Annotated in this window: 18 protein-coding genes; 7 read left to right on the forward strand and 11 right to left on the reverse strand. The window is 33.8% G+C overall.

Annotated elements, in window-relative coordinates:
- Positions 1-108 precede the first annotated feature (108 nt).
- Positions 109-2,910, forward strand: coding sequence for a GH92 family glycosyl hydrolase (locus tag EG358_RS15820; protein WP_076560492.1), 2,802 nt, complete (start codon positions 109-111; stop codon positions 2,908-2,910).
- A gap of 241 nt (positions 2,911-3,151) precedes the next feature.
- Here the strand turns inward: EG358_RS15820 and EG358_RS15825 are convergent, their stop codons facing one another.
- The 3 genes from EG358_RS15825 to EG358_RS15835 all read right to left on the reverse strand — a co-directional run bounded on the left by EG358_RS15825 (position 3,152) and on the right by EG358_RS15835 (position 6,895).
- Positions 3,152-3,865 (reverse strand): phytanoyl-CoA dioxygenase family protein, encoded by a 714-nt coding sequence (locus EG358_RS15825; RefSeq protein ID WP_076560490.1) that lies wholly within the window; start codon positions 3,863-3,865, stop codon positions 3,152-3,154.
- A 310-nt stretch (positions 3,866-4,175) separates the two neighbouring features.
- Positions 4,176-5,165, reverse strand: a complete 990-nt coding sequence (locus EG358_RS15830; protein ID WP_076563147.1) for an IS110 family RNA-guided transposase — start codon at positions 5,163-5,165, stop codon at positions 4,176-4,178.
- 479 nt (positions 5,166-5,644) lie between these two features.
- The gene (locus EG358_RS15835; protein ID WP_076562041.1) at positions 5,645-6,895 is read right to left on the reverse strand and encodes a dicarboxylate/amino acid:cation symporter; all 1,251 of its coding nucleotides are present in this window, start codon (positions 6,893-6,895) and stop codon (positions 5,645-5,647) included.
- 211 nt (positions 6,896-7,106) lie between these two features.
- Here EG358_RS15835 and EG358_RS15840 point away from each other — a divergent pair, with 211 nt between their 5' ends.
- The 3 genes from EG358_RS15840 to EG358_RS15850 all read left to right on the forward strand — a co-directional run bounded on the left by EG358_RS15840 (position 7,107) and on the right by EG358_RS15850 (position 10,876).
- On the forward strand, positions 7,107-7,595 hold the full coding sequence (locus EG358_RS15840) for a BON domain-containing protein (RefSeq protein ID WP_076562042.1): 489 nt from the start codon (positions 7,107-7,109) through the stop codon (positions 7,593-7,595).
- Between the two features lie 6 nt (positions 7,596-7,601).
- Complete coding sequence (locus EG358_RS15845; protein ID WP_076562043.1) at positions 7,602-8,021, forward strand: SH3 domain-containing protein; 420 nt, start codon at positions 7,602-7,604, stop codon at positions 8,019-8,021.
- An 83-nt stretch (positions 8,022-8,104) separates the two neighbouring features.
- Positions 8,105-10,876, forward strand: a complete 2,772-nt coding sequence (locus tag EG358_RS15850; protein ID WP_076562044.1) for a TonB-dependent receptor — start codon at positions 8,105-8,107, stop codon at positions 10,874-10,876.
- Between the two features lie 261 nt (positions 10,877-11,137).
- Here EG358_RS15850 and EG358_RS15855 read toward each other — a convergent pair whose 3' ends face one another.
- A complete protein-coding gene (locus EG358_RS15855) occupies positions 11,138-11,842 on the reverse strand; it encodes a DUF6261 family protein (protein ID WP_076562045.1) in 705 nt (234 codons plus the stop codon).
- 373 nt (positions 11,843-12,215) lie between these two features.
- Between EG358_RS15855 and EG358_RS15860 the strand changes: the two genes are divergently transcribed.
- Both EG358_RS15860 and EG358_RS15870 read left to right on the forward strand, forming a co-directional pair.
- On the forward strand, positions 12,216-13,052 hold the full coding sequence (locus EG358_RS15860; protein WP_076562046.1) for a restriction endonuclease: 837 nt from the start codon (positions 12,216-12,218) through the stop codon (positions 13,050-13,052).
- A 262-nt stretch (positions 13,053-13,314) separates the two neighbouring features.
- Positions 13,315-15,174, forward strand: a complete 1,860-nt coding sequence (locus EG358_RS15870; RefSeq protein ID WP_076562048.1) for a CocE/NonD family hydrolase — start codon at positions 13,315-13,317, stop codon at positions 15,172-15,174.
- Positions 15,175-15,423: 249 nt separating this feature from the next.
- Here EG358_RS15870 and EG358_RS15875 read toward each other — a convergent pair whose 3' ends face one another.
- From EG358_RS15875 to speB, 3 genes are all read right to left on the reverse strand, one after another.
- The gene (locus EG358_RS15875; RefSeq protein WP_076562049.1) at positions 15,424-16,032 is read right to left on the reverse strand and encodes an alpha-ketoglutarate-dependent dioxygenase AlkB family protein; all 609 of its coding nucleotides are present in this window, start codon (positions 16,030-16,032) and stop codon (positions 15,424-15,426) included.
- A 170-nt stretch (positions 16,033-16,202) separates the two neighbouring features.
- Positions 16,203-17,051, reverse strand: coding sequence for a bifunctional helix-turn-helix domain-containing protein/methylated-DNA--[protein]-cysteine S-methyltransferase (locus EG358_RS15880; protein WP_076562050.1), 849 nt, complete (start codon positions 17,049-17,051; stop codon positions 16,203-16,205).
- A 68-nt stretch (positions 17,052-17,119) separates the two neighbouring features.
- Positions 17,120-17,971, reverse strand: coding sequence for an agmatinase (gene speB, locus EG358_RS15885; RefSeq protein WP_076562051.1), 852 nt, complete (start codon positions 17,969-17,971; stop codon positions 17,120-17,122).
- A gap of 254 nt (positions 17,972-18,225) precedes the next feature.
- Between speB and EG358_RS15890 the strand changes: the two genes are divergently transcribed.
- A complete protein-coding gene (locus EG358_RS15890; protein WP_076562052.1) occupies positions 18,226-18,885 on the forward strand; it encodes an HAD family hydrolase in 660 nt (219 codons plus the stop codon).
- Positions 18,886-18,972: 87 nt separating this feature from the next.
- Here the strand turns inward: EG358_RS15890 and EG358_RS15895 are convergent, their stop codons facing one another.
- From EG358_RS15895 to EG358_RS15910, 4 genes are all read right to left on the reverse strand, one after another.
- The gene (locus tag EG358_RS15895) at positions 18,973-20,364 is read right to left on the reverse strand and encodes a type III PLP-dependent enzyme domain-containing protein (RefSeq protein WP_076562053.1); all 1,392 of its coding nucleotides are present in this window, start codon (positions 20,362-20,364) and stop codon (positions 18,973-18,975) included.
- Between the two features lie 108 nt (positions 20,365-20,472).
- A complete protein-coding gene (locus EG358_RS15900; protein WP_076562054.1) occupies positions 20,473-21,348 on the reverse strand; it encodes a tyrosine-protein phosphatase in 876 nt (291 codons plus the stop codon).
- The gene (locus EG358_RS15905) at positions 21,345-21,992 is read right to left on the reverse strand and encodes a thiamine diphosphokinase (RefSeq protein WP_076562055.1); all 648 of its coding nucleotides are present in this window, start codon (positions 21,990-21,992) and stop codon (positions 21,345-21,347) included. The genes EG358_RS15900 and EG358_RS15905 overlap by 4 nt, the downstream gene beginning before the upstream one ends.
- Positions 21,982-22,551 (reverse strand): cob(I)yrinic acid a,c-diamide adenosyltransferase, encoded by a 570-nt coding sequence (locus EG358_RS15910; protein ID WP_076562150.1) that lies wholly within the window; start codon positions 22,549-22,551, stop codon positions 21,982-21,984. Before EG358_RS15910 ends, EG358_RS15905 begins: the two co-directional genes overlap by 11 nt.
- Positions 22,552-22,662 lie beyond the last annotated feature (111 nt).

The following is a 22,662-nucleotide window of genomic DNA, read 5'->3' on the forward strand; positions in this document are numbered from 1 at the left end:
AAATTTACGGAAATTTTAGCTATTTAGAATCAATAAACATGTTGATAGATAAATTCTTTTGCTAACCTAAAATTTATGTATTTTAGGGGCGATTTTAATTTAATATCCATGAAAAAAATATTATTCGTTCTTTTAGGATTAATTGCTCATAATTCATTTTCGCAAAATTATTCGCAATATGTAAATCCTTTTATCGGAACGGGCGGTCACGGTCATACTTTTCCCGGTGCCATTGTACCTTTCGGAATGGTTCAGCTTTCACCTGACACAAGAATAGACGGAAGTTGGGACGGCTGCAGCGGTTATCATTATTCAGATTCTGTGATCTACGGATTTTCTCATACTCACTTGAACGGAACAGGAGTTTCAGATTACGGAGACATTATGTTGATGCCGACAATGGGGAAACCGGGTTTGACTCCCAAAGAATATTCATCAAAATTTTCTCATAAGAACGAAAAAGCAACGGCTGGTTTTTATTCAGTTAAATTAGATAAAAATAACATTGATGTTCGTTTGACGACCACCGCAAGAGTGGGTTATCACGAATACAAATTCAACAAAGCTGGAAACGCTAATATTATTTTAGACTTAAATCACAGAGATAAACTTCTGGAAGGTGAAGTAAGAATAATTGACAGCAAAACGATTGAGGTTTTCAGAAGAAGTGAAGCTTGGGCAACTAACCAGTACATTTATGCTAGAATTGAGTTTTCAAAACCAATGAAAATTTCAAGTAAAAGCTTTAACGGTAAAAACGAAAACAATACTTTTTCGGGAACTAAATTAGCTTTAGCATTTACCTCAGCAGTAAAAAAAGGTGAAAAAATCAGTGTAAAAGTGGCGATTTCTCCTACAGGTTATGAAGGTGCCGGAAAAAACATGTTAGCTGAAGGTAAGTCTAATGATTTCAATGAAATTCAAAATCAAGCGGTTACAGACTGGAATAAAGAACTTTCAAAAATTGAAGTTAAATCTGACGATAAAAACAAACTGGCAATTTTCTACACCGCAATGTATCATGTTTTCACACAACCGAATATCAATATGGATGTTGACGGAAAATACCGCGGAAGAGACAATAAATTTTACACGGCAAATGATTTCGGATATTATTCTGTTTTCTCGCTTTGGGATACTTTCAGAGGTGCGCATCCTTTGATGACGTTAATTGACAGAAAAAGAACAGCTGATTTTATAAATACTTTCATTAAACAACGTGAACAAGGCGGAAGAATTCCGGTTTGGGAACTGGCTTCTAATGAAACGGAATGTATGATCGGTTATCACGGAGTTTCTGTAATTGCAGACGCAATGGCAAAAGGAATCACCGGTTTTGATTATGAAAAAGCCTATGAAGCCGCAAAAAATTCAGCGATGCAGGATATTTTTGGTTTAAATGCTTATAAACAGAAAAATTATATCAGCATTGATGATGAACACGAAAGTGTTTCTAAAACGTTAGAATATGCTTATGACGATTGGTGTATCGCTCAAATGGCAAAAATTTTAAACAAAAAAGAAGATTACGAATACTTCATGAAACGTTCACAGAACTGGAAAAATCTTTACAATCCAGCGAACGGTTTTATGCAGGCAAGAAAAAACGGAAACTGGTACGAGCCTTTTGACCCAAGTGAAGTTAACAATAATTATACGGAAGGAAATTCCTGGCATTATTCATATTTCGTTCCGCAGGATATTCCGGGATTGATTCAGACACATGGCGGAAAAGAAAAATTTGAACAGTTTATTGATGCTATTTTCTCGGCTTCAGATAAAACAACAGGAAGAGAGCAGGTAGATATTACCGGATTGATCGGCCAATACGCACAAGGAAACGAGCCGAGTCACCACATCGCTTATCTTTATAATTTAGTTGATAAACCTCAGAAAACCGAAGAGAAAATCAAATTTATTCTTGATAATTTCTACAAAAACACTCCAGATGGTTTGATTGGAAATGAAGATTGCGGACAAATGAGTGCGTGGTTTATTTTAAGCTCAATGGGAATTTATTCAGTTACGCCAGGGAAACCTGAATGGGAAACCGTAACGCCTTATTTTGATGAAATTAAATTACATTTGGAAGACGGAACGACAAGAATCATCACTAAAAACACTCCGAAAAGTGAGCTTAAATATTTAGGTTTTGAAAACGTAAAACCGGTTAAAGACATGAAATATGCAGAACAAACTGCTTCGCCAATCATTAGCGCAGATCGTCTTTTTGAGTTTACAACTCAGGTAAAAATCACTCCCTTGAATGAAAAAGACAAAATTTATTACATGACTTTGGATGAAAATGATGCCAACGTGAGGAAAACTTTTAAAGTCTATAAGGAACCATTTACCATTAACAAAACAACACAGGTTTCTACTTATGCTGAAAGAAATGGTGAAAAAAGCGGTATTACCACAGCCAACTTCAACAGAAGACCTAATCATTGGGATGTAACGATTAATGCAACCGTAAATCCGCAATATACAGCAGGAGGAAAATTGGCAATTATCGATGGAATCAACGGTGACACCAACTGGAGAAAAGGTGAATGGCAAGGTTACCAAGGTCAAACTGTAGAAGCAATAATTGATTTTAAATCTCCACAGCAGATCAACGAAATTTCGTCAACCTATTTACAGGACAGCAGAGCGTGGATTTTAATGCCTAAAAAAGTGGAATATTACGCTTCAATGGACGGAAAAACATTTATTCTTCTTAAAACTTTAGAGAATGACATCGATCCGAAGGACACCAATGTTCAAGTAAAAGATTTCAGAACGACGATTCTTCCTACTGAAGCAAGATATGTAAAAGTAAAAGCGTATCACTTCGGTAAACTTCCAGAATGGCATCAAGGTGCAGGAGGTGAAGCTTATGTTTTTGTGGATGAGATTTCTGTGAAATAATAAGTTTAAATTTAAAAATAATGAAACCTCTTCCGATTTGGAAGAGGTTTTTTGTTTTGTATTTTGCGTTTTTGGAATGCTTTGACTTTGCTCAACATGGCATTTTTAAGCATTATATTTATTTTTACTGCACCATGGCAGTTAGTATTAGCGATGTCATGCTGAGCCTATCGAAGCATCTAATATTAATGAAAGAGATTCTTCAATACTTTCTCTTTCTTTCTTAATGACAAATTGGGCGTCAATTCATTCTCTCTGACCAGTTCAACACTTCCGGCAATTCTTTATCTGAAAATTCTATATGAATTACTCTTCTTTTCTTTCCGTTTGTCGTTCTGTTGGAGCCGTGAAGAAGCAAAGGTTTCATAATCATTATTCCGCCTTTTTCTACGTTACAGATATTTTCTGTTTCCACATTCCAATCGATGGTTTCGGGTCTGTAGATTCCTTTTGAATGAGATTTTCGAACAACTTTTAAAGCGCCATTATTTTCATCGGTTTCATCCAAATGAATTCTGATGGTAAAGATATTTTCAAGAATATCTAAAGGCGGTTGTACGGCAAACTGATTCTGTTTGGTCGTCCAAGGTCCAAAGTTTTCTAAATCTATTTTTTTATCGACAGAGATTGTTAAATCCTGATGATATGCAACATACCAGTTTGATCTTTCAGGTTTATCGAAGTAAATGCTTTTTACCGCAAAATACTTTTCGCCGAAAATTTCTTCAATGATCGTTTTTAAATTATCATTAAATATCAAATCTTTCACATGGGGAACTTCCTTTAAAATCTGTCTGATTGCAAAAAGATCTTCCGATTTTCTGAACGTTTCTTTTGAAGTATCAATATTCTGAATGGCTTTGCTGATTTCCTCAATTTCTGTATCTGAAAAAATATTGTTGATTACTGTGAAGCCGTTTTCCTGAATTAGATTTTTATGATTTTGTAAATTCATATTCTAAGTTTTTAACTTCCATACGTTTGTCATTCTGAAAGAAATGCAGTGGATTGAAGAATCTATTTTAAACACAAAGATCGCAAAGATTTTTTTAAAATGTTTGAAAATATTTTCCGTTCGCAAAGGCGTTCCACTCAGCAAAGGAATATAATATTTATCATTCTGGAGAAATCTTAATTTATAGTATCAGAAAAAATGAAAAGATTTATGCTTGGATTCTTTCAGAATGACAAAGTTTGTGGTTATTCTATAAAGAAAATACGACTGCAACCCTAGCCCCGATGTTCTATGTTACTATGCAAATTATTCAGGTTAAAATTTTAAAGTTTTTTTGATAATCTGGTTGATAATTGATTTTATTTTTTACCACTCCAAAACATATTCTCAGTAGCTTGTTACATACTGCAATTAAAGCTAATTTTTTAGGTTTCCCCTGAGAAAGAAGTCTTTCATAAAACTCTTTACATTGTTTGTTATGCTTAATTGCCGTCCACGAACAAACATATAACAAGCCCCTGATATGATTCTTTGAGGTTCTGCATTTTCCCGGGGAATATGATTTCTTTCCCGATTGATAAATACGGGGTGCCAAGCCAAAATATTTAGATAATGATTTTGCTGAATTAAAGTTTTTAAATCCTGAAGTAGCCGTCATCAGTTGAAGAGATGTCTTTTCACCAATGCCAGATACACTTTGTAGTAATGCTTTTGTTTCCTTAAACTCTTCATCCTGGAGCCCAGGGAGACGGCTTATAACTTCTTTAATCTCTTTTTCTAATTGTTGTAATCTTCTTTCATAATGTTTTTCTGTGTTTGGATTAATCTGAGCATTATAGCGAAGAGATTTTAACTTCACTCCATATCTCCTTTTTTCTTCCTCCAAATCATTGAGAAGCTTTAGTTCCTGATCAAGATGTTCAATATCAACACTTTTAGAAGTATAAATATCAGGTTTAAACATCTCTCCGTAAAGCCTGATCAGCTTGGCATCTTCAGCATCTGTCTTGCTGATGATGTTTTTCATCCTTGCAAAATGCTTAACAGACATACAGTTTATCAGACTTGATTCAAAGCCCTGAACTAAGGATAAATGTAAAATACGACTGCTGTAATTTCCTGTGGCCTCAATGACAAAACAATAATCTTCTATCCGCAGTTTCTTTAGAAATGACAAAATAGAGCGCTGGGTATTTTCTATATTAAAAACCTGATCTCTGTTTTCAAAATCATTAAAGCTTACTGTTAAAAACTTCGCTCCGACATCTACTCCAATTACTTTTTTTGATATTTTTGACATACAAAATTCTTTTTTAAAGAAGTTTTCTTCTGATCCACCATGGTAAAAGTTATGGCTAAACAACGTTCTATCCGGATTTGGAAGAAAACAGCAGCAGGGGAATAAAATCGGGGACGATATCTAAGTATCAGTGAAGCGTCTGCCTTTATCCTGCTGCTTTTATCTTTAGGTTAATTTTTTAACTAATTTATTAAAGTACATTTACTAATGCAAACTTACCATTGAAATGATATCCTTTTTGGTGGCGGGTGGAGCGAAGCGGAACCCGTAACCAAAAAGATATAATGGAAAGCGGGATAAAGCTTCAAAAAAAAAATGGTCAATAATGAAGATTAAAAATCACTATTGACCATTCATTAGCCTAAGCTAAATAAATTTATAAAGAATGAATTGTCAATTGTGAATTCGCCTTGCTTGTGAATTTCACATTAATAATTCACATTTTCACTAACGAAGTTAAATTGACATTTCACCATTAACTACATATCTCCCCCATGATTATCAAGCTGCCCTTCCCATTTTGAAACGGCAGACGTTGCTAAAGCATTTCCTAAAACATTGGTCATACTTCTCGCCATATCGCAGAAGTGATCGATAGGAAGAATTAAAGCAATTCCTTCCGGTGGAATTCCAAACATGGAGCAAGTTGCCACGATAATTACCAGTGAAGCTCTTGGAACTCCGGCAATCCCTTTTGATGTTAGCATTAATACCAAAAGCATTGTAATCTGTTGTCCGATAGACATTTCAATTCCGTAAATCTGAGCGATAAAGATCGAAGCAAATGTCATATACATCATACTTCCATCCAAATTAAATGAATATCCTAAAGGTAAAATAAATGACACCACTCTATTGTTACAGCCAAATCTTTCTAATTCTTCAACCAGTTTAGGGAAAACAGCTTCCGAACTTGTGGTGGAAAAAGCAATTAACAGAGGTGATTTTATTCTTCTTAACAATTCGAAAAGACGGTTTCCTAAGATTAAATATCCTACAATCAATAAAACAAGCCATAAAACAGCGATCGCAAAGAAAAAGTCTCTTAGATAAATGGCATATACTTTAAAGATTTCAAAACCATTTGTTGCGACAACAGCTGCAATTGCACCCAGTACACCAAGCGGTGCAAACCACATGATATAACCTACCATTTTAAGAATCGCATGAGCAATCACATCAAATAATTTAATAACAGGCTGTGCATATTCGTCTCCCAAATTAGCTAAAGCAACTCCAAACATAATCGAGAAAACGACAATCTGAAGTACTTCGTTCGTCGCAAAAGCTTCAAAAATACTTTTAGGAACAACGTGCTTTACGAAATCTTCCATTGAAAACCCTTTGCTCGATTTTAAAAGTTCTTCGGCAGAAGCAGCATCCTGTATCGGAAGTTTGGTTACATGTCCCGGTTCAAGCCAGTTTACCAAAATCAAACCGATGAAAAGAGAAACAAGAGATGCAGAAATAAACCAAAGCATTGCTTTTGATCCTACTCTACCAATCATTTTAATATCGCTCATTTTGGCAATTCCCACCACCAAAGTTGTAAAGACCAAAGGGGCGATAATCATCTGAACCAGTCTGATGAAAATAGTTCCCAGGAGTTTTATGTTTTTTGAAAACGGCTCTGCGCTGTCAGGATATTGTAAATGAACGAAGCCTCCGATTGCTACACCCAAAATAAGTGAAACAATGATGGCAATAAATAGTTTGTTTTGTCCTTTCATATCTATTATCAATTGCCACAAATATAATAGTTTTATAATTGTGGATAAAAGTTTGTTTACAAGCGCATAAAATTTAATTATTTAGAAATTAAACCACACATTATTAAAAACTTAAAAGACTAACTTTTGTATAATTATTATTTTTTTAGATAATTGGTATAGATTTTATTATTACATTTGAGTCTAACGAAAACATTAAATTATCTTAATTATGAAAAAAACAATCACAATGTCTGCCTTAGCTTTGGCAATATCATTTGGAGCTATTTCGTGTAAAAAGAAAGTTTCTGACGCTGATCTTCAGACGCAGGCAACAACTATTGTTGCGGCTAGTCCTACTGCAACTATCGAAGTGAAAGAAGGCGTTGCCCATCTTGGCGGAACCTTTGCAACTCAGGCTGAAAAAGACGCTGCTATAAAATCTCTTAAAGAAATAAAAGGAGTAAAAGATGTACATGATATGGCAACTGTTGAGGTTGCGCCACCACCACCGCCTGTAGAAACTGCATCTGCTGTAGATCCTATGATTCAGCAAAAAGTGCAGGATGCAGTGAAAGATTTCCCTTCTGTAAAAGTAGAAGTTGTAAACGGAGAATTAACGCTTACAGGAAATGTATCTGCTATTCAGGCTAGAAAAATTAAAGAATCTGTAGATGCTTTAAAAGTTGGAAAATATAATAATAACTTAGTTGTAAAATAATCAAAGATGAGCACATTACAAGATAAATATTCAAGCGTAGTTGCTGCTGCTCAGTCTGCAGGAGTTTCTAATCTTCAGGTTCAGGAGCAGGATGGCATTCTTTATGTTTCCGGAAATGCATCAAATACCGCTGCAAAAGACGCAGTTTGGAACGCTCTAGGTACCATTGACTCTACCTATTCTGCAACTGATATTAATATTGATGTACAGGTTGCAGGTCTTGCAGCAGGTGCAAATCTTACAGTAGCTACTGAAGATTCTAATCTAAACATCAGACAAGAGCCTTCTACTGAAGCTGCTGTTGTAGGAAAAGCGGCTAAAGGTGCTTCTGTAACTTTAGTTGAGCAAACTTCTGATGATTGGTGGAAAGTAAAAACTGCCGACGGACAGGAAGGTTATGCCTACTCAAGATATTTGAAGGCATAATTTTTAACTTAAGTTTAAAAAAACACGAAACATCCCTTTGTTGGGATGTTTTTTTTGTTACTTTTGCGACTTAAACATCAATAATGAGAAAAAAAATTTGGTTACTGTTCTTTGTAGTCAGCAATTTATTACTAAATGCACAAAAATTTAGCATAGACGGAAAAGTTTTAAACTTTGAAAAGAAACCAATTGAAAATGTAACCGTTTATTTACTGAAACAAAAAGATTCCTCTATTGTCAATTACACACCGACTAACAGTGAAGGAAAATTTTCTCTAAAAACTGATGAGCTCTCCGAGTCAACTATTTTGAAAATTGAAGCTGACAAATACATATCGTATTCAAAAAGTTTTGAGATAATTAACCAATCGGTTCCGCTGGGAGAAATTGAACTTGAAAAAAACTCCATTCAAAATATTGAAGAAGTAAAGATTACAGCTTCGCCTGTTAAAATTAAAAAAGATACGATTGAATTTAATGCTTCGGCCATAAAAGTGCGACCGGACAGTAAAATTGAAGAACTTTTAAAGCAAATTCCGGGAGTTGAAATTAGCAATGACGGAAAAATAACCGTTAACGGAAAAGAAGTTGACCAGATCATGATCAACGGAAAACCATTCTTCGATAAAGACGGGAAAATAGCATTGCAGAATCTTCCGGCTGATATTATTAAAAACATTCAGTTTACTACTACAAAAACCAAGGAAGAGGAATTGAGTGGCAAAGCTGCAAAATCAAATAATACAACCATTAATTTTAATATTGACGAAAAGAAAAACAAAGGTTTACTATCACGCTTAACAGCTGGTTACGGTTCTGATGAACGCTATGAAGGCAGCTTGCTTTTAAGTTATTTTAAAAAAGATACCAAAATCAGCCTTTTGGCTTCGTCAAACAATATCAATTCTCAGGGATTTTCTAATGATGAGGTTTTCGACAGTATGGGACACGGCAGAAATTCGTGGATTATGCAAGGCGGATCTGTGATTACAGACGGCGGAAATACCTATTACACACAAGGCGGAAACAATACGAAAGGAATCCAGAGAAGCACAACAATCGGTTTTAACTACAGCGATAAATTTGATAAAAATTCAGATTTGGAGACTTTAAGTTTAATGCACATCAATAATAATTTAGAAACAAGATCTAAAGTTTCCAGAACGACGTTACTTCCTGATTTTACTTTAAAGACCAACTCTGAAAACAATGGTGAAAACGAAACGCAACAATATAATTTTGACACCTCAGTTAGAATTAAAATTGATACGCTTACCAATATTTATTTCTCACCCAATTTTTCCAGAATGGAAGGTTTTAGTTTTAACAATTCAAAATCATCTACTTTAAGAGATAATTTACTTCTTAACGAAAGTGACTCTTACACAAGCAATAAATCAGAAAACAATAATTTCTCGCCAAATCTATATTTCTCAAGAAAATTTAAGAAAAAAGGACGTGTGGTTTCTGCTAATATGAACACCACGATTTCAGAATCAAAAAAAGAAAATACCAATACATCCTCAACGATTTTCTATCAAACCACAGATCCGAATGATATAAGAAATCAGCTTTCCAAAACAAAAAATCAAACCAATAGATATCGATTTACGACTGCATATTCCGAACCGATATCTGATTCATCGAATATAACTGTAAACTTGACGTACGAAAATAAATTGAGCAGAAACTTACGAGACGTCAATGATTTTGATTTGAGTAACGGTCAGTATTCCGATTACAACGATGCCTTGTCAAATACGATGAGTCAAAAAATTAATCAGCTCAGCCCAGAAATAAGTTATGAACTTAATAAAAAGAAAATCAACTTTTGGGCATCGGCAAGTGTAGATATTACAGATATGAATGTGAACTCATTCTTCAATAACCAACAATACAATCTGCAAAACAGTTTTACATTGCCAAGCTTTAATATGAATTTTCAATATCAGTTTTCAGACAACAAAAGACTGAGTATTTACAATAATGGCGACTTCTCAATTCCGACAGCAGAACAGTTGAGTCCGTTTACAGACAACATCAATCCTTTGGTGAGCTATCGTGGAAATCCGGAACTAAAAAACAAATGGCAAAACTCTACGTACATTTATTACAGCAATTATAATATCGTGAAGAACATGAATTATTATATGAACTTAAGTTTCAATTACTATAATAATGATGTAACCAACTATTCTTACTACGACGACTCTGGGAAGCAGTTTGTAACATATGCCAACGTCAGCGGAAACAAATATGTAAACCTGGGCGGTGGTTTTTCTAAAACATTCAAATGGAAACAGAATAAACTGATTTTAAGCCCAAGATTTAATATGAATTACGGTTACAACAGAGGCTTCATCAATGCAGATCAGTTTACCAGCGAAACATACAGCATCAATCCAAGCTTCAACTTTACGTATGAATTAAAAGATAAAATCACCATCAAACCATCTTATTCTTTGGGTTACAATTTCTCAGAATACAAAAATTACAGCGTTGGAAATGTAAAAACCAGCAATCAGATTTTAAAGATGGAATTGACCAATTATGTTTTTAAAAGTAAACTTGTTTTTGGAAATGATTTTGAATACAACACAACGTCAAACATTGCGCCCGGCTTCAAAAGAGATTTCTACTTCTGGAACACCAGTTTGGGATATTCATTCTTTAACAAACAGTTGACTGCAAAGGTGAAAGTGTACGATGTTCTTAATCAAAACCAAAGTGTAAGACGTACCATTACCAACACTTATTTTGAAGACCGTGAAGATTTAATTCTAAAACGTTATGTAATGTTTTCTTTAACCATGAAGCTTAACAAGTTTGCAGGAAAGAAAGCAGAAGTAAAATAAAATACGATCATTTATTGAAAAATAACCGGAGAATATTTCCGGTTATTTTTGTTTTAAAATTGATATTGTACTCAATCCATACTTTGCGTTTTGAAAAATTTTGATTGTAGATTCGTCAATTCGAGTGTCCGATGAAATCGGGATGTATCGAGAATCAGTGAACGGAAGCACAAAACCTGCTTCCATCAAAAACTTCTCGATACGATTTTTTTCAAAAATCTACTCGAGCTGACGAGAATGAACCAAATGCACAACGAATTATTATTCAGGTTCATCTGCACTTTTCTTCCTGTCAATAGTTGAATTCTTAGCAGCTTTTACCAATTCATTTACCTCAGCGTAAGCATCCTTCCAATCGGGAACCTCTTTCATCGCAGTGAGTATATTAAAATAAGATCTCAATGTTTTTTCTAAACTTCGGCGCACTGATGATGCACTTTCCATTTGCCGAAGACCTGCATTAGCTTCTGTCTGTTCCTCAAAAATATCTTCAAAATATTCATGCCTGGTTTTCATTTCAGCAAAAGCAACAGATAAAGACAGGTTGGCGATCTTCTGAGTATTTGCAGGAAACTGCAGCTCTTCAATCAGTTTTTTCATCTGCGCCGTTTGTGAAGAATAGCTCATCCGATCAAGGTCTAAACCAAACTGCACAAAAATCTGATACAAGTCTTCCGCATCCTGATAATTCGGCACCGAAAACACCTGTCGGTATCCATTTAGAAAAGCTTTAAGGCTGCTGAAAGCAATATCTCTGTCGTGATCTGCCGCTGCAACATCTTTTCCTTTTCCGCTGAAAGATTTTTTGGTATACACCGCATCATAATCTGCATAATGCGTCGTGAGCTCGTTCATCAAAGGATGATTGGCCAACATTGGATATTTTCCGGAAGTCGAAACGGTGATCGTTCTTTCTGTGAGTGTCGCCAAATCTTTGGTGCTCACTCTTTGTAGTGAAATTTTCATACGTCAAATGTGTTTTTATTATTAATAATTTAAAAATTACTTTAATCAAATATAAAATAAATTGTATTTAAATACAAACACTGTTGTTTATACTCAATGTATGTTGATTTTAAGTACAGACACCCCTGTTTCAATTCAATGTCAATTGATTTTGAATACAAACAACCCTGTTTGGACTTTATGTAAATTGATTGTGAGGACAAACATGGGTGTTTGGTGTTAATGTATGATGAGTTTGAAGGAAATGGAGTTGTTTCAGTTTGAATAACTTTTATTTTTGCTACCTTTTGTATATTTGATAATTAGAATCAGCATTAAGCTAATCCAAATAATAATTTAATTGAAGGATCGAGACTTTATCAATATAGACATTATGGATTCCATTTTAGAATACATAACTAATGACATTAAAAAACAATATAACTCTCATTTTCTTTTAAATGATGAATTGGAATATTTAATTGAAATGAATAAATATGAAAGAAGTAGTGTTATATTAGCAAACTACTATAATACCGATTTAAAAGGTAAAGATTTAGGATTATCATTATTAAACATAGTTTATGACACACTTAGGAATCCTTCTTTCAATTTAGATGATGATGATGAATTTTATATAGAAAATAGCAAAGAAGCAATAGATTCTGATGAAAATTTTTATTTTAATAACCCTATTTACAATTGGTATGAATATTCTGACTGGAATAATAATCATAGGGAAATACTTCTTCTGCAAATCCAGAATATTCTTATTAATAACGAAAAAATAAGAAAATATGATTTGAATGAAATTGATTTACAAATTTATAAAGAAATAATAAGTAATGAAGAATTAGCTAAATCTATTAATTGGAGAAACTTTGAATTGCTTTTAGCAAAAATATTGGAAAAATTTGAATATGAAGTAGAAGTTTTAAAAGGGTCAAAAGATGGAGGCATTGATATTATTGCATTGAATAAATCAACATCATTTGGACAAGAGAGATATCTAATTCAAGCAAAAAAATGGTCAAATAAAGTTGGTGTAGATCCTGTAAGAAATTTACTTTGGGCCCATAATGAATATAAAGCAACAAAATCTTGTCTAATTACAACATCTAAATTTACTAAAGGCGCTTGGGAATTAGCTGAGAAATATAAATGGCAAATTGAGTTAAAAGATTATCAAAAGCTATCTGAATGGATTGAAGAAGCTTCAAAAAAATTTTAGAAACACCATGCTAGTGCGAGCATCTTGCTCGTACCTTTTGTTAAGAGCGGACACAAGCGAGACGCTTGCGCCAGCAAAGGAGAAAATATAACTAAAACCTTGTCAAGGTTAATATTCAGAGTAAAAATAACCTTGACAAGGTTAATCAAAAACAACAAAAGGCCAGAAGAAATTCCGGTCTTTTTCATTGCCCACCATTTCATTTTTAAAACCATAACCACCAAAACTATTTAATCATTAAATTAGCATCAAAATTTTATCAATGAAGAACTACTTTTCAATGTTGTTGATGTTTTTGTTTTTTGTAGGAACTGCACAAAACAACCAACCAAAAGACACGTATGTAAAAGACAATTTCACAAAACAGGAATTTTATATTCCGATGCGTGACGGAACAAAATTATTTACGGCGGTTTACATTCCGAAAGATATTTCGAATAAAAATAAATATCCTTTTCTGATGCAAAGAACCTGCTACAGTATTGCGCCATACGGTGAAAACGAATACAAACAGAGAATTGGTCCGAATCAGTTTTTAATGAAAGACAAATATATTTTTGTTTATCAGGACGTGCGCGGAAGATACATGAGTGAAGGGATCTTCACCAATATGACACCACAAGTTGAGAGAAAAACCAAGAAAGATGTTGACGAAAGTACAGATACCTACGACACGGTAGAATATTTGGTAAAAAACATTAAAGGCAACAATGGAAAAGTCGGTCAGTTCGGAACTTCATATCCAGGATTCTACACTGCGGTAGGAACTTTGGCGCAACATCCTGCTTTGGTGGCGTCTTCTCCGCAAGCTCCGATTTCAGATTTCTGGAACGATGATTTCCTACATAACGGAAGATTTATGATGGGGTATTTCAGAACCTTCCCTGTTTTTGGAATTCAGAAAACAAAAGCTGAAAACAAAGCGTGGTACATGGATACTTTCGTGAAACAAACTTCAGAAGACGGTTTAAAATTTTACCGGGATATGGGAACATTAAAAGATGGATATGAAAAATATTATAAAGATAATTTCTTCATGACCGAAATTATGAATCATCCCAATTACGATGAATATTGGCAGAAAAGAAATCTTCTACCACATCTTAAAAACATCAATCATGCTGTAATGACCGTTGGTGGATGGTTTGATGCAGAAGATCTTTCAGGACCTTTAAATATTTACAAAACCATTGAAAAAACAAGCCCTAAAGCTAAAAACACCATCGTGATGGGACCATTTTCTCACGGAGGTTGGGGACGCGAAGATGGAAAACATTTTCACAATCAAATTTACTTCGGAGACAGCATCGCAACCTATTATCAGAAAAATATTGAAACAAAATTCTTCAATCATTATCTAAAAGGAAATACAAAACAGGATGCCGGTTTACCGGAAGCTTTGATGTATGATACAGGTGCAAAGCAGTGGAGAGAATTTGCAACGTATCCTCCCAAAGAAGCTAAAAAAGTTAGTTTTTACTTAGCAAACGGAACTTTGAAAAACAATTCAGGACAAGGGTTTTCAGAATATTATAGTGATCCGAACAATCCTGTTTTAAGTTCTGATAATCTGAAAGATTTTAACGGATTTACACCAAGAAATTACATGTCCGAAGATCAAAGGTTTGCTGTCGGAAGACCCGATGTCCTGACTTTCACCACAGATATTTTAACGGAAGATCTTACTTTCGCAGGAGAATTGATGGCTAAATTAAATATCGCTTCAACTTCCACTGATGCCGATTTTGCAGTGAAATTGATCGATGTTTATCCTGAAGACTTTAAACCTGCTGAAAAGAAAGACGGCGTGATCTACGGAAATTATCATCAAATGGTAAGAAGTGAAATCATGCCTGCAAGATTCAGGAACTCCAGAGAAAAAGGGGAAGCTTTAGTTGCCAATCAAAAAACAGCAGTGGATTTCAGATTGCAGGATGTGGTTCATACTTTCAAGAAAGGACACAAAATCCAGATACAAATTTCCTCAACATGGTTTCCGCTTTTCGCCATTAATCCTCAGAAATTTTTAGACAATCCCAATTTTGCTACGAAAGAAGATTATACGAAAGCGTTTATTAAGGTTTTTGAAGATTCTTCGATTGAAGTTGAGGTTTTGAAATAAACGATAAAAGCTGTTCGGTTTGAACAGCTTTTTTGTTTTTTTATTCTCTCGCAGATTTTGCAGATAACGCAGATCTTTTTAAACACAATCATCTGCGAAATTTGCTTAATCTGCGAGAGAAAATTCTGCATCAAATTTGTCATTCCGTAGGAATCTAAGCTTTATTTTTAAAATTTAAATTCTAATAAATAAGTTCAGATTCCTACGGAATGACAAACTTAACTTTACAATTTTTGCGTTAAAAAAACTTTATTCCTCAATAGTTCTAAAAGTCAGATTTACTCTTGGAGTTTTTACTTTTGTCGTTGGTGGAAGTCGATGCAGCCAATTTTCCTGCGTTATTCCTTTCATCACCAACAAACTTCCGTTCTCCAATGAAATGTCAATTCTTTCATTAGAAATTTTATGCTTGAAAGAAAACTTTCTCTCCGCTCCGAAAGTCAACGATGCGATTGCTCCGTGTTTCTTCAAATCTTTTTCACCGTCGCTGTGATACGCCATTCCTTCACTTCCGTCGTGATACAAATTCAAAAGACATGAATTGTAAGTTTCTCCTGAAGCTTCTTCACATTTTTGTTTTAAGGCTAATAATTCGGGAGTCCAGAGTTTTGCATATTTCGTGCGGTTTGAATAGGTGTATTCAAAGATTTTTTCACCAAACCAGGCAACTTTTCTTTTGGTATAAATCAGTTTTCCAAAAATAACCGCTTCATCATTTTCCCACGGAATCTGATTAAGTAAATATTGATAATATTTCTCACATTCAGCATCGGAAAAAATCTTTCCGTAATATTCTGCAGTGCCGTCTTTGGGAAGGATGTTGATTGGGAAATCTTGTATGTCGTCGAATAAATTCATCTTTAAATTTCAATATTTAATTTTAAACCATTAAGATTCTATTAATGAGTTGAGATGGTTAAGTTGAGCTTCGCTTTAAGCAGTCAACTTCATTAAAATCTATTTGATTTTCCTTAATTAAACTTAACTTTTTAAAAACAAATCTTAATGGTTCAAAAAATAATTCAATTCTAATCTTCCAAATAAACCTTCGAACTTTCCCAACCAATTATCATCTGTTTTCTATCGCTTCCCCACATATAACCGCCAATTTTCCCTGAAGATTGTATCACACGGTGACAAGGAATTAAAAACGCAACAGGATTGCTTCCAATGGCAGTTCCGACAGCCCGAGAAGCTTTTGGATTTCCTATTTTATCAGCTAAATTTCCATAAGTTGACAATTTCCCCATTGGAATCGTTAATAAACTTTCCCAGACTTTGAGTTGAAAATCGGTTCCTTTTAAATGAAGCTTGATGGTATTGAGCTTTGACCAGTCTTTTGTAAAAATTGATAATGCATTTTGCTGAAGCTCATCATGTTTTTCAAAAAAAGATGCATTGGGAAATTTATTGTGTAAATCTCTCAATGCATTTTCTTTATCTTCTTCGAAAGCCATATAACAGATTCCTTTTTCGGTGGAAGCTGTGATTATTTTTCCAAATGGGCTTTCAGAAAAACTATAATTGATATGTAAATTTTTCCCGCCATTTTTATATTCTGCAGGCGACATTCCTTCAATTTTCACAAACAAATCGTGCAATCTGCTTGTGCTTGAAAGTCCGGTCTCTAATGCAGCATCAAATAGCGTGGCTTTTTCTTCTTTCAGTAAACTTTTTGCATGTTCAAGACTGATGAACTGTAAAAATCTTTTCGGACTTGTTCCTGCCCAATCTGTAAATATTCTCTGAAAATGTGCCGGACTTAGATTTACTTTTCCAGCAACCTCATCCAAATTGGGCTGAAGCTTAAAATTGCTCTGAATAAATTCTATTGCTTTGGCAATTCTCTGATAATCTATTTCGTCTTGTGTGAACATTTCATTTTGTTTTGTATCACAAATTTCCAAAGAAAAACTGAAAGAAAAAATCCGTTTCCTGCGGAATTTTAGTCTTTGTTGATGTGATAATATGCCAACATTTTATAATATAGTTTTGCTGCTAAAAAGGCACTTGGTTTTGAATACGCAGAATCCATTAATTCAACAATATCAAAAGCAACAACGTTACATTTTTCGAAAACTTTTCTTAATAATTCTAATGTTGGATACCATTGCAAACCGCCTGGTTCCGGAGTTCCTGTTGAAGGAGCAATTGACGGATCGAAAGCATCCAAATCAATCGTAATATAAACATTTCCTGAAACTTTTTCTAAAACATCATTCACCCAGTTTTCATTATTGGCAATTTCATGAGCGAAAAACACTCTTCCCTCCGGTAAATATTCAACTTCTTCAGCATCCATAGAACGGATTCCCACTTGTACTAAATTATGTTTCTGATTCGCTTCAAAAACCGCACAAGCGTGATTAGAAGTAGAACCATGGAATTCCGGACGTAAATCTGTGTGAGCATCTAATTGTAAAACGGTAAGATTTTCAAATTTTTCTCCTACTGCACGAATCGAACCGATAGAAACTGAATGTTCTCCACCAAAAAGAGTAAACAATTTATCTGTTGCCAAAAGCTCTTTTGTTTTCTGATAAACCGCTTCTGTCATCGCTTCAGGCGTAGAATTTTCAGAAACTTCTCCAGCTAAATAAACTCCCTCCAAATAAGGTTCTGTACCTGTTTCGATGTCGTAAAGCTCCATGTTTTCAGAAGCATCAAGGAATAATTCAGGACCTTTATCGGCACCTTTTCCCCAAGTTGAAGTTCCATCGTAAGGAACTGTTACCAAAACTACTTTTGAATTTTCTAATGAAGCATTTTCTTCAGGAATTCCTGCGTATGTTTTCATATAAAGATATTTATTGTTTTTAAAGGATATATGCAATCGCTACATATTCATTGGCTTCTGTTTTCCAAATCACGGCGATTTCATAATTTATAATTAAAAATTAAATGATTTAAAGATTAAAATATTTGCCGCAAAGATAAGAAGAAGAAATTGTAAGTGTTTAAAGTTATGAGCTATAAATTATGAGTTTTTAAATTTTTAAATCGTTTAATCTTTACATAATAAAACATTAATTTTGCACAAAATAAAAATTTATGTCCTTAAAAGCTGTGCTTTTCGATATGGATGGGGTAATTGTTGATACAGAACCTCTTCATAGAAAAGCTTATTTCAAAACATTCAACCAGCTAGAAATCGAGGTTTCTGAAGACCTTTATACTTCTTTTACAGGAGCTTCTACAAAAAGAGTTTGTGAAACTTTAATTTCTGAGTTTAATTTATCACACACTCACGAAGATATTACCAATATTAAAAGAACTCATTTTAAAGATTACTTTTACAACGATGAAGAATTTGATTTAATTCCAGGAGTAAGAAAGTTGATTGAGCATTATTACGAAAACAACATCAAATTAATTGTTGCTTCTTCGGCAAGTATGACCACTATTAATATGGTTTTTGAAAAGTTTGGTTTAGAAAAATATTTTAACGGAAAGATCAGCGGTGCAGATTTAAAAGAATCAAAACCTCATCCTGAAATTTTCCAGCTTGCAGCAAAAATGGCCAATGAATCTATTGAAAACTGTATGGTTATTGAAGATTCTACCAACGGAATCTTAGCAGCGCACCGAGCCAATATTTTTTGCGCAGCTTATAAAAGCTTCCATTCTCACAATCAGGATTATAGTTTAGCAAATGTTGTGATTTCAGATTATTCGGAAATCGAAGTTGATAAAATTTCTAAACATTTTTAAAATATAAAAGCTCTCCAAATTGGAGAGCTTTGTTTTTATCTAAACGTGCCGAAGCTCTTTTCTATTAAAAGAAATGACTCTTCGCTATTAATATCCTAATAATTTCAAAATATCCTCAGGTTCCTGTCTTTCTCTAAAGATCTCATATTGGAATTCTCCATTTTCATCTTTTTGAATCAGGATATGTCTCGGTTGAGGCATTAAACAGTGATGAACTCCACCATAACCACCAATTGTTTCCTGATAAGCTCCTGTATGGAAGAAACCTATATACAAAGGTTTCGTATCGCTGAAAACTGGCAAATAAATCGCGTTGGTATGCTGTTCAGAGTTGTAATAATCATCTGAATCACAAGTCAATCCACCTAAGAAAACTCTTTCATAAGAATCTTCCCAACGATTTAACGGAAGCATAATAAAGTGTCTCGAAATCGCCCAAGTATCTGGAAGAGTTGTCATGAAAGAAGAATCGATCATATTCCATTTTTCTCTGTCGTTCTGACGTTTCTGAGAAATAATTTTATATAGATTTGCACCACTTTCTCCTACGGTAAAGCTTCCAAATTCTGTATAAATATTCGGTTCTTCTACTCCTTCTTCTTCACAGAATTTTTTAATTTGAGAAACGATTTCTTCCACCATATATTGGTAATCGTAATCGAAATTCAAAGAAGTTTTAATTGGGAAACCTCCACCGATATTCAGTGAATTTACTTCCGGAGCAATTTTCTTCAAACGTGCATACACACGAAGACATTTGTACAATTCATTCCAGTAATATGCGGTATCTTTGATTCCGGTATTGATGAAAAAGTGAAGCATTTTTAGCCTTGCATTCGGATGCTCAGCAATTTTCTGGCTATAGTAAGGAATAATATCTTTATATCCGATTCCTAATCTTGAGGTATAAAATTCGAATTTCGGTTCTTCCTCAGAAGCAATTCTGATTCCGATATCGAAAGTAGTGTCGATACTTTCAGTTAACTTATCAAGCTCTCTGTAATTATCTAAAATAGGAGTGATATTTTCAAAACCGCTGTTGATCATATCTGAAATTTTCGCCAGATAATCATCCGTTTTGAAACCATTACAGATCACCTCAATATTTTTATCAACTTTACCTTCTGTGTAAAGCGACTTCACAATATCCATATCATAAGCTGAAGATGTTTCGATAGAAATATCGTTCTTCAAAGCTTCTTCAATTACAAATTTGAAATGGCTGGATTTTGTACAGTAGCAGTATCTGTAGTTTTTTTTGTAATCGATTTTCTCAAAAGCTTCCTTAAACCAGCCTTTTGCTTTTTGAATATTTTGAGAAATCTTCGGGAGGTAACTTACCTTAAGAGGCGTTCCAAACTTCTCAACAACTTCCATCAAAGGAATATCGTGAAAAGACAAATTGTTCTCAGAAACATTGAATTCTTCCGTTGGAAAATACAATGTCTGATCAATAAGTTCCGAGTATTTTATTTTCATTTTTTAACAAGTGAATTAAGAATGCAAAATTGCTAAAAAAGTTTGATTTTTTAGCGTTAAATTTATTATAAATTTCTACTGTTTTTCGACTAAAAAATTAGTCTTTACTCAATACGTGAACTTATGAATATATTCGCTTCTCTTATTCTCAGTAATTCCCAAAACCTGATGAATATAAATATCGATAGAGCCGTATTTATTATCAATTTCAGAAAAAGAAGCATCCAAATAGTCCTTTTCAACCCAACTTAATTTTTCGATAACATTCAAATCCATTTTTGGATATAAAAAATGCAGATTATTGGCAAGACGAAGTCTTTTCTGAACTAATTGCTTTCGGTAATTGTTTGACAGAAGATAATCGTTTTCAGTAGTTTCTCTGTCAAATTTCAAAATTGTCAAAATCAACGCGGTTATTATTCCGGTTCTGTCTTTTCCTGCGGTACAGTGATATAAAACAGGATTTTCTGAATCTAAAATCTCATGAATAATTTTCTTAATGATTTCTGGATTTTCTGTTGAGTAAGTTTTATAAAAGTCAAGCATTCTTTGGTCCGCATCTGAACCTTTAACTTTCCCTCTTAAAACAAGCTTTTTCGCCTGATCAAGTTGATCTCCTTCATCTTCAAAAGCAGAATAATTTTTATAATCAATATTTTGAGGAATTACATCGGGTTTCTGTGAAATTTCTTTAGAATTTCTCAAATCAATAATTTCTTTAATTCCTAACTTTTGAAACTCTTTTATAGACTTGTTCTTTAGTTGATGCAAATGCGCGCTTCTGTAAAACTTTCCCTCTTTTAAAATTCTGCCATCAATATTTTTAATATTCCCTACTGTTCTGAAATTGGTTACTTTTTTAATTTTAAATTGGTTTTCAGTTTGTGAAATTCCGTATTCAGGTGTAGAAAAATCTTGTGTCTTACAGGATAAAACACAAAAAACACTGATAATGACGAATGATATTTTTATTAATTGTTTCAATATATTTCAGGATATTCTATTTCATTAATTCCGACAAAAAACAAAAGATCTCCAGATTCATATTCAATAGAAATTTCATCCTCTGCTGCAAAATTCCGAGTACCAATTCTTGAGATCATGCTTAAACTATCATTTGTTAATGGCCAATTCAACCCTTTTGTCGTAATATTTTCAGCTGAAGGAAAAGGATACAGAGAAATCATCTTGTTTTTCACATTTTTCAGAGAGAAATTTTTCGGAATAAAATAATATTCAGAAAACTCGTCATAAAATTTTATGTTTAAATTATTCTTAAATGAATAAGCGACCGTAAGATTTCCTAAAAAATGATCCTGTTCTCCTCCACTTCCTCCTAAAACATCAACCTCCTGAAATCCTTTTTCTAAAATAATTTCTAACGCTTTATGAAAATCTGTTTTATCCTGATCCAGTGTAAGAATAAATTTATCCTGATACACATTTTCGTCTGACCCAATATGAGAATCAAAATCACCGGAAATAAAATCTAGCTTATTTAAAGGAAAACCCAGCTCTTGCAAATAATGAAAAGCACCATCTGTACAGGCAATTAAATTATATTTTTCTAAATCAGGGAAAGATTGCGGGGCGTCACCGTTGATAAAAAGAAGTGCTTTATCTTTCATTCGGATTCCAGTATTCTTCCGGTTCGTTGTTGATTTTTGAGATATATCTTGCCAAAACAAACAGATAATCAGAAAGACGGTTCAGATATTTGATCAATTCGGGACGCACTTCTTCAGATTCATTTAAGAATACCAATGAACGTTCCGCTCTTCTACAAATCGTTCTTGCAGCATGTAAAAAAGTCGCCGATTTTCCGCCTCCCGGAAGAATAAAGTATTGAAGAGGCTCTAGTTTATCTTCAAAACCATCCATCCAATTTTCGAGTTCTTCAATTTCTGTATCAGAAATAATCAAGGAAAGACGAGACTTTCCGTTAGCCAACATCAGTTTATCAACCGGAGTTGCCGCTTCTGAGCCCACTGTAAATAAATCAAACTGGATTTTTTTCAGCTGTTTTAAAACCTCCTCATCAGTGATATGGCTTTTAGAGATTCCGATAAAAGAATTCAGCTCATCAATATTTCCGTAACTGTCAACTCTTGCACTGGCTTTTGAAACTCTCGTTCCGCCATATAAAGCGGTCTGACCTTTATCCCCTGTTTTGGTGTATATTTTCATAGGTAAATTTTCGTTATTCTTAAAACCATGCGTAATCATGGTGATTTCAAAAGACTAAATTACTTTTTTAAAACTATGCTGACAAATGTTTTTGAGTAAGTTTAAAGCAAC

The organism is Chryseobacterium indoltheticum (assembly GCF_003815915.1).
GTDB classification, from domain to species: Bacteria; Bacteroidota; Bacteroidia; order Flavobacteriales; family Weeksellaceae; genus Chryseobacterium; species Chryseobacterium indoltheticum.

Bases quoted from the DNA above. Each gene is read 5' to 3' on its own strand.
- EG358_RS15895 (WP_076562053.1), bottom strand. From the start codon at position 20,364: ATGAAAATAAAATACTCGGAACTTATTGATCAGACATTGTATTTTCCA.
- EG358_RS15880 (WP_076562050.1), bottom strand. From the start codon at position 17,051: ATGTTCACACAAGACGAAATAGATTATCAGAGAATTGCCAAAGCAATA.
- EG358_RS15905 (WP_076562055.1), bottom strand. From the start codon at position 21,992: ATGAAAGATAAAGCACTTCTTTTTATCAACGGTGACGCCCCGCAATCT.
- EG358_RS15910 (WP_076562150.1), bottom strand. From the start codon at position 22,551: ATGAAAATATACACCAAAACAGGGGATAAAGGTCAGACCGCTTTATAT.
- EG358_RS15855 (WP_076562045.1), bottom strand. From the start codon at position 11,842: ATGAAAATTTCACTACAAAGAGTGAGCACCAAAGATTTGGCGACACTC.
- EG358_RS15830 (WP_076563147.1), bottom strand. From the start codon at position 5,165: ATGTCAAAAATATCAAAAAAAGTAATTGGAGTAGATGTCGGAGCGAAG.
- EG358_RS15845 (WP_076562043.1), top strand. From the start codon at position 7,602: ATGAGCACATTACAAGATAAATATTCAAGCGTAGTTGCTGCTGCTCAG.
- EG358_RS15890 (WP_076562052.1), top strand. From the start codon at position 18,226: ATGTCCTTAAAAGCTGTGCTTTTCGATATGGATGGGGTAATTGTTGAT.
- EG358_RS15875 (WP_076562049.1), bottom strand. From the start codon at position 16,032: ATGAATTTATTCGACGACATACAAGATTTCCCAATCAACATCCTTCCC.
- EG358_RS15825 (WP_076560490.1), bottom strand. From the start codon at position 3,865: ATGAATTTACAAAATCATAAAAATCTAATTCAGGAAAACGGCTTCACA.
- EG358_RS15850 (WP_076562044.1), top strand. From the start codon at position 8,105: ATGAGAAAAAAAATTTGGTTACTGTTCTTTGTAGTCAGCAATTTATTA.
- EG358_RS15835 (WP_076562041.1), bottom strand. From the start codon at position 6,895: ATGAAAGGACAAAACAAACTATTTATTGCCATCATTGTTTCACTTATT.
- EG358_RS15870 (WP_076562048.1), top strand. From the start codon at position 13,315: ATGAAGAACTACTTTTCAATGTTGTTGATGTTTTTGTTTTTTGTAGGA.
- EG358_RS15860 (WP_076562046.1), top strand. From the start codon at position 12,216: ATGGATTCCATTTTAGAATACATAACTAATGACATTAAAAAACAATAT.
- speB (WP_076562051.1), bottom strand. From the start codon at position 17,971: ATGAAAACATACGCAGGAATTCCTGAAGAAAATGCTTCATTAGAAAAT.
- EG358_RS15840 (WP_076562042.1), top strand. From the start codon at position 7,107: ATGAAAAAAACAATCACAATGTCTGCCTTAGCTTTGGCAATATCATTT.
- EG358_RS15820 (WP_076560492.1), top strand. From the start codon at position 109: ATGAAAAAAATATTATTCGTTCTTTTAGGATTAATTGCTCATAATTCA.